The sequence below is a fragment of the Dysgonomonas sp. 521 genome (assembly GCF_010501055.1).
Lineage (GTDB): Bacteria > Bacteroidota > Bacteroidia > Bacteroidales > Dysgonomonadaceae > Dysgonomonas.
Window position 1 is genome coordinate 1 of record NZ_QVMO01000083.1, and the last position, 17,078, is coordinate 17,078.

General features: G+C 40.3%; 12 protein-coding genes and 2 pseudogenes. 8 read left to right on the plus strand and 6 right to left on the minus strand.

The genetic code is table 11. From position 1 onward, the window contains the following. Positions 1 to 353 precede the first annotated feature (353 nt). Positions 354 to 1,493, plus strand: coding sequence for an ATP/GTP-binding protein (locus D0T84_RS18125; protein WP_163309272.1), 1,140 nt, complete (start codon positions 354 to 356; stop codon positions 1,491 to 1,493). Beyond that, positions 1,493 to 2,209: a DUF4276 family protein gene (locus tag D0T84_RS18130; RefSeq protein ID WP_163309273.1), complete on the plus strand. Its 717-nt coding sequence runs from the start codon at positions 1,493 to 1,495 to the stop codon at positions 2,207 to 2,209. Before D0T84_RS18125 ends, D0T84_RS18130 begins: the two co-directional genes overlap by 1 nt. A gap of 20 nt (positions 2,210 to 2,229) precedes the next feature. Here D0T84_RS18130 and D0T84_RS18135 read toward each other — a convergent pair. From D0T84_RS18135 to D0T84_RS18155, 5 genes and pseudogenes are all read right to left on the minus strand, one after another. Then, positions 2,230 to 3,199: pseudogene (locus D0T84_RS18135) on the minus strand (PCMD domain-containing protein). Positions 3,200 to 3,279: 80 nt separating this feature from the next. After that, entirely contained in the window at positions 3,280 to 4,992 is a 1,713-nt protein-coding gene (locus tag D0T84_RS18140; RefSeq protein WP_163309274.1) for a phosphoethanolamine transferase, read from the minus strand. A 13-nt stretch (positions 4,993 to 5,005) separates the two neighbouring features. Beyond that, a complete protein-coding gene (locus tag D0T84_RS18145) occupies positions 5,006 to 6,160 on the minus strand; it encodes a BamA/TamA family outer membrane protein (protein WP_255495465.1) in 1,155 nt (384 codons plus the stop codon). Positions 6,161 to 6,263: 103 nt separating this feature from the next. Next, positions 6,264 to 7,118 carry a metallophosphoesterase gene (locus D0T84_RS18150; RefSeq protein ID WP_163309275.1) on the minus strand — a complete coding sequence of 285 codons (855 nt, stop codon included), beginning with the start codon at positions 7,116 to 7,118 and terminating at the stop codon, positions 6,264 to 6,266. After that, positions 7,108 to 7,731, minus strand: a complete 624-nt coding sequence (locus D0T84_RS18155; RefSeq protein WP_163309276.1) for an inorganic pyrophosphatase — start codon at positions 7,729 to 7,731, stop codon at positions 7,108 to 7,110. Before D0T84_RS18155 ends, D0T84_RS18150 begins: the two co-directional genes overlap by 11 nt. A 325-nt stretch (positions 7,732 to 8,056) precedes the next feature. Here D0T84_RS18155 and D0T84_RS18160 point away from each other — a divergent pair, with 325 nt between their 5' ends. The 6 genes from D0T84_RS18160 (at position 8,057) to D0T84_RS18185 (ending at position 16,692) form a co-directional block, all read left to right on the plus strand. Continuing rightward, positions 8,057 to 8,506 (plus strand): dCMP deaminase family protein, encoded by a 450-nt coding sequence (locus D0T84_RS18160; protein WP_163309277.1) that lies wholly within the window; start codon positions 8,057 to 8,059, stop codon positions 8,504 to 8,506. Further along, positions 8,507 to 10,231, plus strand: a complete 1,725-nt coding sequence (locus D0T84_RS18165; RefSeq protein ID WP_163309278.1) for a S41 family peptidase — start codon at positions 8,507 to 8,509, stop codon at positions 10,229 to 10,231. A gap of 180 nt (positions 10,232 to 10,411) precedes the next feature. Next, positions 10,412 to 10,966, plus strand: coding sequence for a 5-formyltetrahydrofolate cyclo-ligase (locus D0T84_RS18170; RefSeq protein ID WP_163309279.1), 555 nt, complete (start codon positions 10,412 to 10,414; stop codon positions 10,964 to 10,966). Between the two features lie 242 nt (positions 10,967 to 11,208). Continuing rightward, complete coding sequence (locus tag D0T84_RS23075) at positions 11,209 to 11,409, plus strand: hypothetical protein (RefSeq protein WP_255495466.1); 201 nt, start codon at positions 11,209 to 11,211, stop codon at positions 11,407 to 11,409. 759 nt (positions 11,410 to 12,168) lie between these two features. Further along, a complete protein-coding gene (locus D0T84_RS18180) occupies positions 12,169 to 14,445 on the plus strand; it encodes a cation:proton antiporter (RefSeq protein ID WP_163309280.1) in 2,277 nt (758 codons plus the stop codon). A gap of 30 nt (positions 14,446 to 14,475) precedes the next feature. Continuing rightward, complete coding sequence (locus D0T84_RS18185; RefSeq protein WP_163309281.1) at positions 14,476 to 16,692, plus strand: tetratricopeptide repeat protein; 2,217 nt, start codon at positions 14,476 to 14,478, stop codon at positions 16,690 to 16,692. A gap of 289 nt (positions 16,693 to 16,981) precedes the next feature. Here the strand turns inward: D0T84_RS18185 and D0T84_RS23340 are convergent. After that, a pseudogene (locus tag D0T84_RS23340) lies at positions 16,982 to 17,078 on the minus strand (hypothetical protein); the annotation flags it as partial.

A 17,078-nucleotide genomic window follows, 5' to 3' on the forward strand; every position in this document is an offset into this window, starting at 1 on the left:
GCTTAAGAAAAAAACGGTAATTTTGTCAGACTAATTTGCACAGTGAGTGGGTGGGTATCACCGGAATCACTGGGTGGGTATCGCCGGAATATGCATAAAGGGTTCTTTGATATAATATTCCAGTGAATAAAAGTTACATTATAAAAAGTAAAAATAGGTGTCACCTTTGTCACTTTTTCTTCTATGTCTATCTGAAGGCAACGGGCGGACATACAGGTTTGCTCCTACAATACGGGCATACACAAATAATATGTGAAAAAATAAATAAAATTGAATGCAGCGACATTCAATACCCTGTAGTTTTTGGTTTCTTTCTTATAAAAAGTGTATATTTGAAGATAAAACTTGGGTAAATGATAATTAAAGCTTTAAAATATACACGCTATGCAGGGGAGCCCCGCGAATGGCATATTATAGGTAATAATGATGATTATGCCTATTTTGGTAACCTCAATCTGCTGGTAGGCAAAAATGCTTCGGGTAAAAGCCGTACCTTGAATGTAATCAGGGAGATAGCAAACCTGCTTTCGGGACATACCAATCTTAAGCAGGCTTTTAGTCCCAGTGAAGACTTTGAATTGATCTTCACGGAAGATGAGAGTACATATAAGTATATTTTTGCATTTAAGGACCGAAAGATTGTAAGTGAAATATTATCGAAAGATAATAAGGTGTTGCTTGACCGTAATAATAATATATTGCTTGATTCCGGCAACAATAATATCCCATTCAATATTCCTGAATATCAGCTTGCAATTGTTTTGTGCGATCAGGATGATAAACCCTATTTTGAAGAATTTGTAGAGTGGGGGAGGTCTCTCAAGAATTACTTGTTTGCAAATCAGCTGGAAAAGAGCCGCTTGGTAAAGGATTACACTCAGATAAACGAAAACGACAGGGAGATTGACGACCCTGATGTACTGATATATACCTTTCATAAAGGAAGGGAACAGTTTGGAGAAGTTTTTGTCTCGGATATTGTATCAGGTATGCAAGAGTTGGGGTACTATGTGTCGGATATTGACATTGAGGAAAAAGACGGCTGGTACGGGCTTAGCATTGAGGAAGAAGGTGAATACACGGTTTCGCAGAAAGAAATGTCGCAGGGTATGTTCAGGGCCTTATCATTGTTTATCATGCTGGGCTATGCACGGTTGATGGATTTATCTTTTTGTATGCTGATAGACGATATTGGGGAAGGACTCGACTTTGAAAGCTCCAAAAAGGTAACCGATATTGTAATTAAGAAGGTAAATAAGTCTAATATGCAGTTTTTTATGACAACAAACGACAGGCATATAATGAATCAGATACCACTCCGTTACTGGACTGTGATCGGACGCGAATACAGTAAATCCATATTTTACGATTACACAAATTCGAAAGATGTTTTCGATGACTTTAAATATACGGGACTGAATAATTTTGATTTCTTAGCCACAGACTTTTACCGTAAAGGATTTGGCATAATGGATGAGGATAATAACGATTGATGAAACGAATTGCTTTTTTTGTTGAAGGACAGACTGAGCAGATTTTTGTAAATCGCTTGATAAAGGAAATCCTTGGCACCAGTCAGATTAATATTATACAAAAACAATTTCGGGGAGGGACGAATATACCTAAACAGGAAATTGTAAGGAACTCTTCGTTTTCGCGTAATCCGCGATATGAAGTTCTGATATTTGATTGCGGGTCGGATAACAGGGTTAAGTCTGAGATACTTGAAAACATCTCGAACCTGCGTAGCAAGGGGTATGAGATGATAATCGGTCTGCGCGACTTGTATCCTATACCTATCGATGAACTGGAAAGGCTGGAAAAAGGTTTGCGCTTTCTGCCAAACAAGCTGAAGGCTGATGCACCGTACTTTGATATAATAATAGCTGTGCACGAAATAGAAGCATGGTTTATGGCCGAAACCAATCACTTCAGGAAAATAGACAAGCGGCTGACCGGACGGTATATTAAAGAAAAGTTGGGCTTCGATCCTTACTCCGTTAACTCGGAGACAAGGGTACATCCGGCTAAGGATTTGGATAATATCTACAGGCTTGTGGGCAAGTCGTATACGAAAAAATTTACTACAACGTTACGGGTGGTTAACAAACTTGATTTTGGTAATATACGCCATCAGTTGCGTTATGATATAAGCTCGCTTGATAAACTGTTGAAAGTGATAGAAAATTTTAAAGGAGGAAAAAACTGATTCTCCCTCCTTTATCTTATTCATTTTGTGTTATATACCAGTTTCACATTGTCTATCCAGAAGCGGCTGTCTGTATTCCCTGTATAAGCGCCTCCGTTGCTTGACGAAAACTGTAAGACGATATGTGTAACCTCCTCGGCGGCATCAGCCCAGCCGGTTTCCTGAATAGGCACCATCTTACCTTTGCTGTTTCGTGTATAATAAGCCTTTTCCCCGTTTTTCAATCCCATATACGGGCGAAATATGCTCTGGGAGGAAATATCCCCGTAATGTATCTGTAGGCGATGTTTGTTTTGCCATGTATCGGCAGTCTTGTCGAACCGTTCCCAAGCTGTAGCTACACGTTTTGCATATACATTGCCATTGGCGTCTTCCCACCGGTGCTGTAATAACAGCTGGGTTTCAGCCATGTCTTTCTCCTGTAATTTCGACTGCTTGCTAAATCCTGTGGCTTTTATGCTGAGCCCTCCGGTAGTTACTTTATAGTCATACTCTAAAGCGTTGGGGCGTCCGGTAAAGGCAATTCCGGTTACTAACTTACTTTGCGGATTATCCGTACCTGTGATGGGCTCTACCATTTCGCCCAGAAAGATTGTACCGCTGGCCAATACATTTATGCTGAACAGGCCTAATACCCTGCATTCTTCGATACGGGTTTCCAAACGGGCACAATAGCCATTATCCCTTTTTTTCGGGGAATACGGTTATACTTGTTTTGGTTACCCCTTTCACTTTAGCCAGGACGGAAGACGTAGCCCAGGGGGACTTCGTGTTTTTGTAGGCTTTGTCAACCAGCGTATCACCTGTAGCAATTTCGTACAGGTATTTGGTGTTTCCGCCTATCACTTTCGATTCGGTTATCTTGCGTACCATCCATTGGTTCATATCCCCGTAGGGGATGGGGGTTACTGTTTCATTTTGTGCTGATGCAGACAGTGAAATGAAGCTTATCAACATAATCAATATCTGCTTTTTCTTGATTAGTACCATGATATTTACATTTATGTGATTTAATTTTAAGGCATAGATAGACTTTAATAGTATATGAATAAGAGCCTGTTTTTCAGTCTTTAATGATGGATATTTCTTTTATCAATCATCATTTTGTCCTCTTTTTTCAGGTTTGCATTATAGAAGAACACCGGATTGTCGTGGTCTCCCAGATACATCCTTTTCGCGATTTTAAATGACGGGTTTACCAACGACAAATCCTCTTTCAGGTAACTTGTCTTAATGGATGCAATATCCAGTAATGTATGGAACATGGCATTTGTTGCCACAGGCTTGACTTTATTTGTTTTAGCCGCATCGACTTTCGCAGGGAAATCAGTCCGGTAATTTTCAGAGAACCAGACAAACATCGGTATCCTTAGCTGGTAGATTGTAGGGTTAGGCGATGCATGCAGAAACTTCATACGATCATCGTCCAGTATATCTTCGCCGTGATCGGAAGCATAAAGCATAGCGGAGCAGCTTTCTGTACTTTCCAGTATATCTGTGATTTGAGCGAGAAAATCATCAGTATATAGGATTGTATTATCATAGGCGTTCAGTAGCTTTTCCTTCTCTTTCCGCGTTATTTCAGTTACATTATCCGGTTTGAACCTGGAAAACCTTTTTGGATACCGTTCCTGATAATTGAAGTGTGAACCATAGGTATGCATCACAACGAGGAGATTATTCTGTATGGAATCTATACAATGCCTGAAAATGGGCAACAGGGCATCGTCATAGTTTTCTACAGTAACCAGTTTCGTACCCACAGAACGTATATTCCTATAGTAATCGGCACTTTCGGCAAAGTATTGCGTAAATGTATTGTTAGCACCCTGATTTGAAAGGAAAGCGGTAGTAAATCCTACTTCCTTAAATGCTTCAATGATGCTTTTCTGCTCATATACAATACCATAGTTCTCAGCAGAAGCCGCAGACAACATTATGGAAACACTCTTGTGAGTAGTATTGGACTGTGTGATGGCATCATCGAAGAATACCAGGCCTTGTTTTTGCTTCAGTTGTGGTGTTGTTTCCCGTTCATATCCATACAGACTCCAATTCTCAGCCCTGCTGGTTTCCCCTATGACGAGCACATATATCTCCCTTTGTCCGGCTGATACCTCTCTTTTAGCATCGAAAGTGAAATCCTTTGACGTGGTAAGATAAAGGTTGCTTTTGTGCCATTTGTTAACGGCAAATCCCAGGTTATAAAATACATTGACCGGATATACATTTTCGTGAAACGTGTATTTATCCGTATTCTTGTCCTTTGCTAAGAGAGAAAGCAGAATAGAGCATAGGATTAAGGCAGATCCGGAAACTATCATCTTTTTCCTGTATGCGCTATCTAAATACACTTTGCGCCTGAACTGTAATATAGCTATAATAATAGCCGGTATATACAACACGCAAACAAAGATAATGGAAGGCCACAGGCTGTTGAGCAACTCTCCGGCTTCGGATGGATTTGTCGTTACCACATTGAGAAACATATCCACTGCGATGACATCCTCCCCGAACAGATAAAATACGACTAACTGGAAGGCGTGTATTATAAGCAGGAATATTAGTATTAACTGTATTAATCCGGTATTTCGTGATAATGTAAAGATGATAAAATATAAACCTGATGGAAATAATATAAGTATGATTTTCCCATAAACGTTGAATGGTTCGGTAAATATCAGGAAGATGCCGGGTATTATATTCAGGATAATATAAAACCAAAGTAGTTTTTTAGGTGAGTCTAAAAACTTATTTGTATGTTTTACTAAATTTGAGTTCATTGGTCAGTTCAGGTCAGAATGCCTCATTTATATTAAAATAAAAAGCGGATTGTCCTTTGCCGATCCCATAATCGAGACGTATATTTACCCTGTTTTTGAATTCCCACCTGTATCCGATACCAAATGTCGGCAATGTATGGCTCCATTTAAATTCATCAAAATCGGGGAATATATTGCCTGCGCCCGCCCATATTACGGCTCCGCTTCTTTTATATACTCTTTGCCTGAGTTCAACCTGCGTCTGTAGCAGTTTTTTATCACGGTACTGTCCTTTGTAGTAGCCTCTCATCTGGTATGAGCTACCGAGTAACGCGGCCATGCTCCACGGTACATTCCCATTGTTGAACACGCCTTGCAGGTCAAAAGCCAGAATACCGCCCTTCCACACAGGTGTATAGTATCGTGCTATAAAATCAGTTCTGTTGAAGTTGCTTGAACTACCGAGAAACTTCGGATAGAAGTTCTGTTCGAGTTTCAGATAAAGCCCTTTATAGGGGTTGGGTATAAAATCTCTGGAGTCATAGGATATAATGATACCTCCACCCACAGCCGTATTGTTCCGGCTTTCTCCATCGAGGAAATCCGTGTCTTTAAAACTGGCCCCCCTGACATGCTGTCCCATCCCTGTTACACCGATGTATGTATATTTAGCCAGTTTTTTCAGGAAATCGACTTTTATTTGCACCTCCTTTTTAGTGTACTTCGAGTAATTATCTTTGTCCCGGGCTTTCTCGTACCCTATACCCCAATATTTACTGGGCATAGACGAAAAGAACATGTCCATATCCAGACGGTAATTGTCTTTTGGGAATATGGTATTACCACTGATTCCCAGCATATAGAATCCGGAAGTGGTAAAGTCTCCGTATAACGAAATGTTTGAAGGAGAGATACTCAGGTCATTCCGGTCAATACGATATAAGCCGGAAGCAACCAGTCCCAGCCCCAACTTGGTATCGCTGGAGTAGTGAGGACCACCAATGAAGGAGATATCGAAACGTTTGTCATTGTCTACCTCGTTAGACTTTTCAAAATATTCATATATTTTTTTGAAAAGCCCCTTGTTCTGCTCTACATTCGAAGAATCGACGGGCGACTGGGCGTATATATTTCCTGTGATAGCAAAAGTTAATATAATAATGTTCAGTAAGCGATTGTTCATATCCATAATATCCTGCAATTTCTATAAATAACAGCAAAAAATGAACGAATGTTCATTTTTTATTTGAGAAAAATAGCATTTTTTAAACAATATTCACTCAACAGCTTGGCTAATCCTGTTTTAGGGTAATTTCAACAATTTCAGGCTGGGCGAAAAAGCGAAACGGAATGCCTCCCATACCTATACCGGAGGTTACATAGAGTTTGGTTTTACCTTTTTCTTTCCATCCATACCTGTATTTTTGTCCGGTTTGTATGTATTCGGGGTGCCATGTACTGGGCATTATGGGCGCATGTAATCCGAAGAGTGTTATCTGGCCGGCGTGTGTATGTCCCGAAAGCATAAGGTCTACCAAATCGGAATTCATCATTTCCATGTAGTCCGGATTATGGGACAATAAAATGCAAAAATCGCTGGGTTTTATATCATCCGTCGTATTATCCAGTATTTGAGTATCTTCCCAGAACTCGCCTACACCGCCAATCTTGATACTGTCATTTCCTTCCTTTATCCAGTAAGATTGGTTGTCACAAATATTAAATCCGCAATTAATAAAGCTTTGCTGAATCAGTTTTGCATCTTCCCAATAGTCATGATTGCCCAAAACGGTATATACTCCGTATTTGCTTTTCAGTTTTTTTATCTCCCTGAAAAAGGGGCGAAAATATATTGAGTCTTTTAATGTATTGTCGCCTCCTATGACGATAATGTCGGGGTTGCGTTCATTGATTCTTTCTACAAGCTTGGCGACGTCTTTTGATGTAAAATATTTATTGGAATGAATATCCGATATAAAGATTATCTTTTTACCGGCAAAAGCATCCGGAATATCCTTATCTAAATAAGTTACTTCTTTAAGCTTTATATTCCGGGCTTCGAAATAGCCGTATACGAGGCAAATGCAAGCAACGACGAAAACGGCAAGCACACAATAAGACAGATATTTCTTCTTCCTACTTATCACTCTTGTATTCGTTTTCGTAATCTTTTATAGAGCGGCGTATAACCTCATGAGCCATTTTTACATCATATATCCCGGTAAGTATGCAGCGTGGCGATTTGTCGCCGGGTAAATCTTTATAGGTTGTAAAATAGTGTTTCAGCCGGTCGATAACCATTGGCGGCACATCTGTAATATCTTTGTAGGAGCCATATATCGCGTCATTCTCGAGTACGGCTATAAGCTTGTCATCGGCTTTGTTATGGTCCAGCAACCGGAAGCCTCCGATAGGTCGGGCCTTTACGATTATGTCGCCGTGGGTTATATCTTTTTCAGTAAGCACACAGATATCCACAGGGTCGTTGTCTCCCTCAATGTCGGTTCTGTTCAGTTCTTTATTTGTGAGTTCGGCTACAAGATCGGCACTGTATGTTTGCGGTATAAATCCGTAAAGGGCGGGTATAATGTTCGAATATTTCTGAGGCCTGTCTATACTAAGGTATCCAGTTTCTTTATCTACTTCGTATTTAACTGTATCAGTTGGTACTATTTCTATGAAGCAAGTAACTACTTGCGGGGCATTGTTTCCTGCACTTATACCGTGCCAGGGATGGGCTTTAAATTGATGATCGTTCATTCTTATTAAAAAAACTTGTGTTATATATCATATTTCGGTGCAAATTTACATCAATAATTCCGTATCTCCTAAAACTGTTTAAAAATAGACTAAGGTCACAGACCTATTTATTGTCATGTACTAAATTTTATTCGTTCAAATTTATAGAGATGTTTTAGAGATGCTTTTTTACATACGCTTCGCTCCTGTGGCTGTTGGTTGAGTTGAGAGAAAGGAAAAAAACAGCGGAAAACAGACTCAATAAAATATTCGTATAAAATTTAAACAGGCTCTAAGTCGTGAACTTTTCATTATATTTGTGTTCAAATTTTAGAACGCAAAGATAATGAGCGATAATAAGCAAAGGTTGCTCGACGAGCGTTACATGAGAATGGCGGCGATATGGGCCGAAAATTCTTATTGCAGACGCAGAAAAGTAGGTGCCCTGATCGTAAAAGACAAAATGATTATATCTGACGGATATAACGGAACCCCTTCGGGTTTTGAGAATGTATGCGAAGACGAAAATGATGAAACAAAAGCGTATGTGTTACATGCTGAGGCGAATGCGATAACGAAAGTAGCCTGTTCGCATAACAGCAGTCTGGGAGCTACCATGTATGTGACTACTTCGCCATGTATAGAATGTGCTAAACTCATCATACAGGCTGGCATAAAGCGTGTTGTATACAATCAGAAATACAGGCGTACCGATGGAGCTTCGCTTCTTGAGAGAGCCGGAGTAGATGTCGTATATATAGATATAGAAACAAACATAGAGGAATCAAAAGATTAAATGGAAGAAGGCGATAAAGATTTGAACAAAAGCTTGGAAGAATCAACCAAAACTGCATCAGCCGATAGAGGTAAAGTGAAACAACAAAACCGCAGTAAAAAAATATATATTTGGTTACCATTAATTATTGCAGTGAGCATCGCTGCCGGTATTTTTATTGGCAATATGTTTTCTGTTTTTGGTTCCGGGTCTGGCTGGCTAAGTAAGAAAAGGAATAAACTGGATACTGTGCTCGAATATATCAATCAGGCATACGTAGACACAGTAAATGTGAATGAACTGATAGAGGAGGCTATCCCTACCGTTTTGACAGGGCTGGATCCTCATTCGGATTATATTTCCGCAGAGACCATGATGCGTAAAGGGGACGAACTCGAAGGTCATTTCAGTGGTATAGGCGTAGAGTTTCTTATACTGAACGATACGCTGACTATTGTAAATGCTATACCGGGAGGACCATCTGAGGCCGTTGGTATAAAACCGGGCGACAGGGTGGTAACGGTTGCAGATACACTGTTCGTAGGTAAAAAACTAACGGAGAATACTGTTTTCAGTACGCTTAAAGGGCCTGAGAATACAAAGATCAAACTGGGGATAAAGAGACGCGACAGGGAGGAGTTGATTCCATTTGTAGTTACCAGGGCTTTTGTTCCGGTAAAGAGTGTGGATACATCATATAAGGTAGATGATAAAATAGGATATATAAAGGTAAGCAAATTCGGAAGTACTACATATAATGAGTTTATCACGGCTATAGCCAAGCTCAGATATGAGGGTTGCGAATCTTTCATTATAGACCTCCAACAAAATACGGGTGGATACATGGAAGCCGCCATCAGGATGGTAAATGAATTCCTTTCGAGCGGCAATCTTATATTATATACAGAGGGGCGCGCTTACCCGCGCGAAAACTATTTCTCGGATAATTCCGGTACATGCAAAACAAGCCAGATTGTCGTCCTGCTGGATGAAACAAGTGCTTCTGCCAGTGAGATTTTCGCCGGGGCAATACAGGATAATGACAGAGGCCTCATTGTTGGGCGTCGTTCATTTGGTAAGGGATTGGTACAAACCCAGTATAAATTTGATGATGGTTCGGCTATGCGTCTCACTATAGCACGATACCATACACCGTCGGGCAGATGTGTACAGAAGGCCTACGAGAGGGGAAACCGGGAGAATTATAGTATGGATTTGTATAACAGATATAGCCGCGGAGAATTTGATAATAGGGACAGTATAAAGCTGGACAACCTGCCATTGTTCCATACTACGGGAGGAAGGCCTGTATACGGCGATGATGGTATTCTTGCAGATGTTTTTGTTCCCCGCGATACTGTAGGTGTCAATTCATATTATATGAGGGTGGCTAATAAAGGCCTGCTAAGAGAATACAGCTATGTATATACCGAAAAGAACAGGGAGAAACTAAACAGCTTTAAGACATGGAAGGAAGCTGCAAAATACTTGTCGACCCAACCGCTTGTAGATAATCTGGCTGATTATGCTTATACGAAGGCAATACGCCGTCAACCGTATTTGATAGAGGAATCCCGAAAGTTGCTGCAAACCCAGCTGGAAGCATTTATTATACGCAATATCTTTGGCGAAGATGGTTTCTATCAGCTATTTCAAAGGGATGAGTCGATGATAAAAGAGGCTGTTAGACTGATAAAGGCTAATAAGGCCACCCCTGATGCCGTGGCAAAAGGTGCATATAAGTAATCTTTACAGTAAGAATATAGAAGAAGGATAGGGGTGCAAACTCTTATCCTTTTTGCTGTAAAAGAGAAAAAGGCAGTGATTGAATTAGTCTCTTTCGAAAGAAATGTTGTGTTTTAAGAAAAGAACCGTATTTTTGTTAAAGAAAACATATACTATAAATATAAGCCTCCTATTTAGCAAATGAATATATCCCAAGAGAAAGATAAGCTGCGGAAAGAAGTATCCTTATTGAAAAAAAAATGTTCTCCGGATGATCTGTATGAACGTTCGGAAGAAGTATTGTCCGTATTGGAAATTACTGGTGTTTTTCAGGATGCTAAGACAATATTCATATACAATAATTTGGATGATGAGGTTCAGACCTATGATTTTATCCGTCGTTGGGGTAGCGAGAAGAAATTTTATCTGCCTGTAGTTGTCAGCGAAGATATTGTATTCAGGGAATGCACACATGCTACAGGATTCCAGCAATCAGCCTATGGCATAATGGAACCTATAGGAGAGGACTTTACGGATTACAGGAAAGTTGATCTTATAATTGTTCCGGGGGTTGCTTTCGACCGCAGTATGAACCGTTTGGGAAGGGGAAAGGGGTTCTACGATCGCTTCCTGCCTAATATTCCTGCACCTAAAATGGGTATTTGTTTTGATTTCCAGTTATTCGATAATATTCCGGCTGGAGCTAACGATATAAAAATGAATTATATAGTATCCGAAAATGAGTTAATATGGTAGATTGCCGGATTAATCCAGAGTCCGTTTAGATTTTATCTAAGTACATGACAAAAATAATAGAGTTTATATTCAATAAGATTATATATGGTTTATTCTCTGTGATTTAATTGCCTGCTGCTTTAGCTGGAGGATAATAGTCTAATCAGATAATGGCTTTAGCCAAAATGTTTTGACTAAAGTCGTTTTCTATCTGTATTATTATCCACGACTTGAAAGTCGTGGCAACTAAAACTCCTAAAAATATGCATCTTACTCTTTTATTGAATATAAACTCTAATATAAAACTTGAAACTACCTGTTATGCTAAACAGGCTCTGAATAAATATCAAATAAATATAATATCATACGCTTTGGTCTGTGATGAATTTGGCACGGAAAAAGATGTTGTTACACTCAAGTATATACCCGAAGCCTTTGCGGAAACCATCCTCGACCTACTGTAAGAATCTGGTATTATCCAGCGACAGGACGGTAGCCGCCTCGTAGATGGCCAGTGTTCATTCTATAACTTCCTTACTTATTTCAGGATGAACGACCTGTATCACAAATACGGCTATAACACAATCAGCGGGCATTTGCCAGATAAGTTAAGCCATACTCCGAAAACAGGGAGAACAGTGAAATGGAAAGGTTTTCATTCGAAATTGTAGATATGGACGGGGTACATATCGATGAAATACTTGTTAAAAAATCATAGCATATCTTAACTGTTCTGTGTGGTTTTTTTACACAATGAGAAGGAATAAAGAAATAAACAGTAAATTTGCACGGAATTGAGAAACTGTTTAAATTTTATTCGTTCCAATTTTTAGAGCTGTTTTAGAGCTGCTTTTTTTCTTCCTCGAAACGATAATAGCGGGCTATTTGAGTTGAGAGAAAGGAAAAAACAGCCGAAAACAGACTAAAAATGAACGAAGAAAAAGGTATAATAAAATATTCGTATAAAATTTAAACAGTTTCTGAATATGAAGTCATCTCGACTTTTTATTCTTTTTCCATTTTGTCATGCTGACGATAGGAAGCATCTCGTTTATCAAGAGATATTTGGCTCCGCTTCGCTCTGCCGCTTTGCAATTGGCTAACGCCGAATGCTGTTTCTCTCCGATCAAAATGACAAAGAGGGTATTTATTTCAAAATATTACCAAAATAGAAAAGTCCAGACGACTTCTATATAAATTAAAGGATATAGCAAAGTAGATGAATGAAAAAATATAAAAACTTAATATTCTACACCCTCGTACTTGTCATCTTTTCCCTTCTGTTGTATGGGATAATACACATGGGAAGAATGGAGTTGGAACTTAAACAAAATGTCTATGGATTAGCGTCGAAAACATCAGCCTGGACAGACTTTGTACACCACCTGAAAGAAGATATAGCCGCTCCTGTTGCTGTATTGCTATTACAAATAGTCATTATACTTCTTGCTGTCCGCATTTTCGGCTGGATTTGCCAGAAAATAGGGCAACCTACTGTTATCGGGGAAATATTCGCCGGTATCGTTCTCGGACCCTCACTGCTGGGATATTACTTCCCGGGTGTCTCACAGTTCCTGTTCCCCGAATCGTCATTAGATACCATCCGCTTTTTAAGCAATATTGGACTTATACTCTTCATGTTTATCGTGGGGATGGAACTCAACCTGAGAACGATAAAAAACAAAGCCAATGACGCTGTTATTATCAGCCACACCAGCATTGCCGTAGCATTTATATTAGGGGTAACGGTTGCCTATTTCTTATTCGGCAGTTTTACACATCAAACTACATATTTCCTTCCTTTCGCCCTGTTTATGGGTATCGCCATGAGTATTGCCGCCTTCCCTGTGATGGCGCGTATAATTCACGAAAAAGGAATCAATAAAACCCCGCTTGGCGCCACCATCATTACCTGTGCCGCCATAGACGATATTACCGCATGGTGCCTGCTGGCAGCCGTGATAGCCATTGTTAAAGCAGGATCGGTTACCAGCGCGCTGTTTGTTATAATGATGGCGGTATTATATGTAATCCTTATGTTCAGGGTAGTCCGTCCGTTTCTCAAGCGTATAGCGGATATGCAGACCTCGAACCGGACAATCAGCAAATCCGTTATAGGCGTATTTTTCATGGTGCTGTTCCTCTCTTCGTATGCTACCGAAGTAATAGGGATACACGCCCTGTTTGGAGCCTTCCTTGCAGGGGTCATTATGCCGTCAAACTATAATTTCAGGAACCTGTTTACCGAAAAGATTGAAGATGTAGCACTGGTACTACTACTGCCGCTATTTTTCGTTTACACAGGGTTACGTACCCAGATAGGCTTACTCAACGAACCTTACTTATGGATTATCTGCGGAGGCATCATATTTCTTGCCGTAGCCGGAAAATCATTAAGCAGCGCCCTTGCTGCGCGTTTTGTAGGCAATACGTGGAAAGACAGCTTTACCATCGGCGCACTGATGAATACCAGAGGGCTGATGGAACTGGTAGTGCTAAATATAGGGCTCGATCTGGGCATTCTTACCCCTGAGATATTCGCCATGATGGTGGTTATGGCATTGGTAACAACATTTATGACCTCTCCGTTGTTAAGCCTGATAGATAAAGTTTTCAAGAAGAAACAGATAGCGGAGGCACAGGTCGAACGCAAGTTCAAAATCCTTGTTTCATTCAAGAGTGCCCGTACCGGACGCAAATTATTATTTCTGGCCAATAGCTTCATCCGTAAGAAACAAGCGAATTCGGAGCTTACAATGCTTCACCTTTCCGAAGGTAACCTCCTGTACCAGTACGGCGTAGAAGAAGAAGCCGAAGAAGTTTTTGACTCTGTAAAAGAAGAAGCCCACAGCTTACAACAGAGTTTCACGCCCATGTTCAAGGTGGTAGGGGATATAAGCAGCAATGTAGCCAAAATAGCGAATAAAGGAGATTATGATTTCTTATTGATAGGCTTCAAAGGTTTTGTCGACAGCAATAATGTTTTAGAACGATTCCTTGGCTTCTCCAATAAGTTGCTACACACCCCGAATTACCTGTTGATGAAATTTGGCAGCCGTAAAAAATGGAGCCGCATGCTTCTTGCACCTCTTGATGAAAATACCCGTACTATCGTTTCGAAAAGCGATATGCCGGTTGGCATATTTATTGATAAAGGATTAATCAGTATGCGCAACATTTTTGTTCCCATACTTGACGAAGATGATATTTTTGTAGGAGGATTCATGGAACGTCTGGCTCAGAACTCGTATGTAAGGATCACTTTGTGGGATCCTATCGGGTTAGCTGACAACTCCTTAGAATTCGTAAAATCGGTAAAGGCCATTAAATCCGTTAATCCGTATTTGTTCCAGTTGTGGAACAACAATATACCTGTAGACAGCGATATATTGAATAAACAGGATTTAATACTCATCAGCCTCAACAGCTGGATAGAACTCGATGACAGGAATCCAAAACTGATGAAAGAAGCTCCCTCTACACTAATATTGACTAACTAACCTGTTGATAAACAAAAAGAAAAAAAGAGGATGAATAATCGCGACATAATAGCCCTTAAGAAAGAGATATTGCAGCGCCTGTCAAAAAGACAGTTGAAGGATGTCTTTGAGTCACTGACAAAGTTAGTTGTACATTTGCAGGACTGGAAAATATCCGGTACACTAAGCGAACTGGAGACAAATTATAAATTTATGCTTCATTACCTGTTCGAGGGCGTTGAAGACCCCGGGCGTGAAGATGTCTACAGAAGCCTGCTGCGCTCACTTTACGAGCTGACGGACGACAGCGTGGATGAATTGCTGAATATAGAATCCTCCAATATATTTTACGAAAAGTACAGGATAAACACACTGAAGAATAGCTCCCTGACCGATTACGCAAAACAACTGAAAGATATAAAAGATTCATTTTCCCTGATCGGCCTGTTGGAAGAAGGCGAAGAAAAAAGGAATCAAAACCGCGATTTGGCTGTGAGGCGGGAACGTATTGCTTCCGATATGTTTATCGAAGTCTATGTTTCGCCACGCGCCACCGAAAGAGATATGGATAATTATATCTCTTTTGTGGAAAACCCCGATTTGCCTGTAAGGGAAAAAAGCCTGTTTTTATCGGCGCTTACTATGAGCCTTTTCCATCGTTTCGATTCAAGGAAGGTGCAGGTGCTGATGAATGCCGCCATGTCTGATGATATGCAACTGCGTGCCAGAGCCATCGTAGGGCTGGTTATCGTCATGCAGATGTATGACATCCGCTGGGCATTATATCCCGAGTTGCAAAACCAGCTTGATATAATGTCCGAGAATCAGGATTTCCGCAAAGCTATACGCCGTGTGATAATCCAGTTGATCCGTTCCCGCGAGACAGAACAAATAAGTAAAAAAATCAGGGAGGAGATCCTTCCCGAAATGATGAAGTTCAACAATCTGGCCGGCAGGAAACTGAATATGGAGGAACTGATGGGAGGCGATTCGGACTTTTCCGAAAAGAATCCCGAATGGCAGAAAGAACTCGAAGAATCGGGCTTAGGGAAAAAACTACAGGAATACTCTAATTTGCAGTTGGAAGGTGCAGACGTATTCCATTCCACGTTTGCCAGCTTAAAGAATTTCCCTTTTTTCTCTGAAATGGGGAACTGGTTTCTACCTTTCGACCCCTCATATTCCGAATTCGCTCCGTTATTCCCCGACGATAGCGGCAATAACTTGCTGAAAACAGCCATCCTGGACTCAGGGCATATGTGTAACTCAGATAAATATTCATTCTGCCTGAGCCTGTTGCAAATCTCTCCTGCCCAACGCGAAATGATGATGGGCAAGATGGGAGCCGAATCGGAAGAGATCAAACAGTTGCAAAAAGAGGCACAGGACATGAATCCGGCTATTAATGATGAAATTATATCCAACCAGTATATTCAGGACTTGTACCGCTTCTTCAAACTGCATCCTTACAGGAATAGCTTTTTCGATGTATTTAAGTTAAGCCTGAATTTCTATGAGAAGAAGTCTATAGCCCCGTTGATTTCCGATATGGAAAGCATGAAGAAAATAGCCTTTTATTGCTTCGACAAGAATAACTTCAGCGAGGCGCTCGACGTGTTCAACAAGCTGATAGAGATAGATAACCAAAGTGACGATATATGGCAGAAAATAGGTTATTGCAGGCAAATGCTCAACAATCAGGAAGGAGCATTGGAAGCCTACCTGCAAGCCGATTTGCTGAAACCTAACAATTCATGGATTATAAAGCGCATAGCCCATATATACCGTTCGCTGAAAAAGCCTGAATTATCCCTCGACTATTATAAAAAAGCCGCAAAGTTGACGCCGGACAATATCAATACCGAGTTGAATATAGGCCACTGCTACCTTGAGATGAACGATTACGAGCAGGCTCTGAATACATATTTCAAAGTAGAGTTGCTGGATTCGAAAGGAAGGAAAGCACAACGTCCGATTGCATGGACGGCATTCCTATTAAAGAAATACGACCTGTCGCAGAAGTATTATCAGAAAATACTAGTAAATAAGCCTACTACACACGATTATCTCAATGCCGGACACGTAGAGCTATGTATCGGCAATATGAAAGAGGCCATAGAATACTACAAAAAAGCAGTATATCAGGACAATGACTTCGAATTGTTTACCATGCTATTCGATGCCGACAGGGACAGCCTCATCAGTCATGGGGTGGATACTAAGATATTCCCATTCCTGTTTGACCAGATAAAATACGGGCTAGGCTAAAAAGACATAGATTAAATACAAGCTCCTAGTATACAGCAATAGTTCGTTATAAATTTCTATAGTTTTTACGCTATTCATGCAGCCCTATAGGTTGCTATATCAATTAGTCTCTCCTTACGAATATAAAAGTTTCGCAATAGTTTTCATTTCGTCAGCATTTTCATCAGTAAAAGCCTATTTGCATTTGGTTGGCAGCATTTATTATATAGCCAAGAAATGAGATTCTTCATCCATTTCTTGAGATTCCAGGCTGTTGCACTTAGAAGAGCATTGATTTGGACATACCTCTCCCCACAGAGATAATTTTCATGCATTCTGAAGTCTGATTTGAGATGTGCGTTAACCGGTTCTATTGCTGCCCTGCGTCTAAACTTCCTCCGCTTTTT

Excerpts from the sequence above, each read along its gene's own strand:
- D0T84_RS18155 (WP_163309276.1), bottom strand. The coding sequence starts at position 7,731 with ATGAACGATCATCAATTTAAAGCCCATCCCTGGCACGGTATAAGTGCA.
- D0T84_RS18125 (WP_163309272.1), top strand. The coding sequence starts at position 354 with ATGATAATTAAAGCTTTAAAATATACACGCTATGCAGGGGAGCCCCGC.
- D0T84_RS18165 (WP_163309278.1), top strand. The coding sequence starts at position 8,507 with ATGGAAGAAGGCGATAAAGATTTGAACAAAAGCTTGGAAGAATCAACC.
- D0T84_RS18180 (WP_163309280.1), top strand. The coding sequence starts at position 12,169 with ATGAAAAAATATAAAAACTTAATATTCTACACCCTCGTACTTGTCATC.
- D0T84_RS18145 (WP_255495465.1), bottom strand. The coding sequence starts at position 6,160 with ATGGATATGAACAATCGCTTACTGAACATTATTATATTAACTTTTGCT.
- D0T84_RS18170 (WP_163309279.1), top strand. The coding sequence starts at position 10,412 with ATGAATATATCCCAAGAGAAAGATAAGCTGCGGAAAGAAGTATCCTTA.
- D0T84_RS18160 (WP_163309277.1), top strand. The coding sequence starts at position 8,057 with ATGAGCGATAATAAGCAAAGGTTGCTCGACGAGCGTTACATGAGAATG.
- D0T84_RS18140 (WP_163309274.1), bottom strand. The coding sequence starts at position 4,992 with ATGAACTCAAATTTAGTAAAACATACAAATAAGTTTTTAGACTCACCT.
- D0T84_RS23075 (WP_255495466.1), top strand. The coding sequence starts at position 11,209 with ATGCATCTTACTCTTTTATTGAATATAAACTCTAATATAAAACTTGAA.
- D0T84_RS18130 (WP_163309273.1), top strand. The coding sequence starts at position 1,493 with ATGAAACGAATTGCTTTTTTTGTTGAAGGACAGACTGAGCAGATTTTT.
- D0T84_RS18185 (WP_163309281.1), top strand. The coding sequence starts at position 14,476 with ATGAATAATCGCGACATAATAGCCCTTAAGAAAGAGATATTGCAGCGC.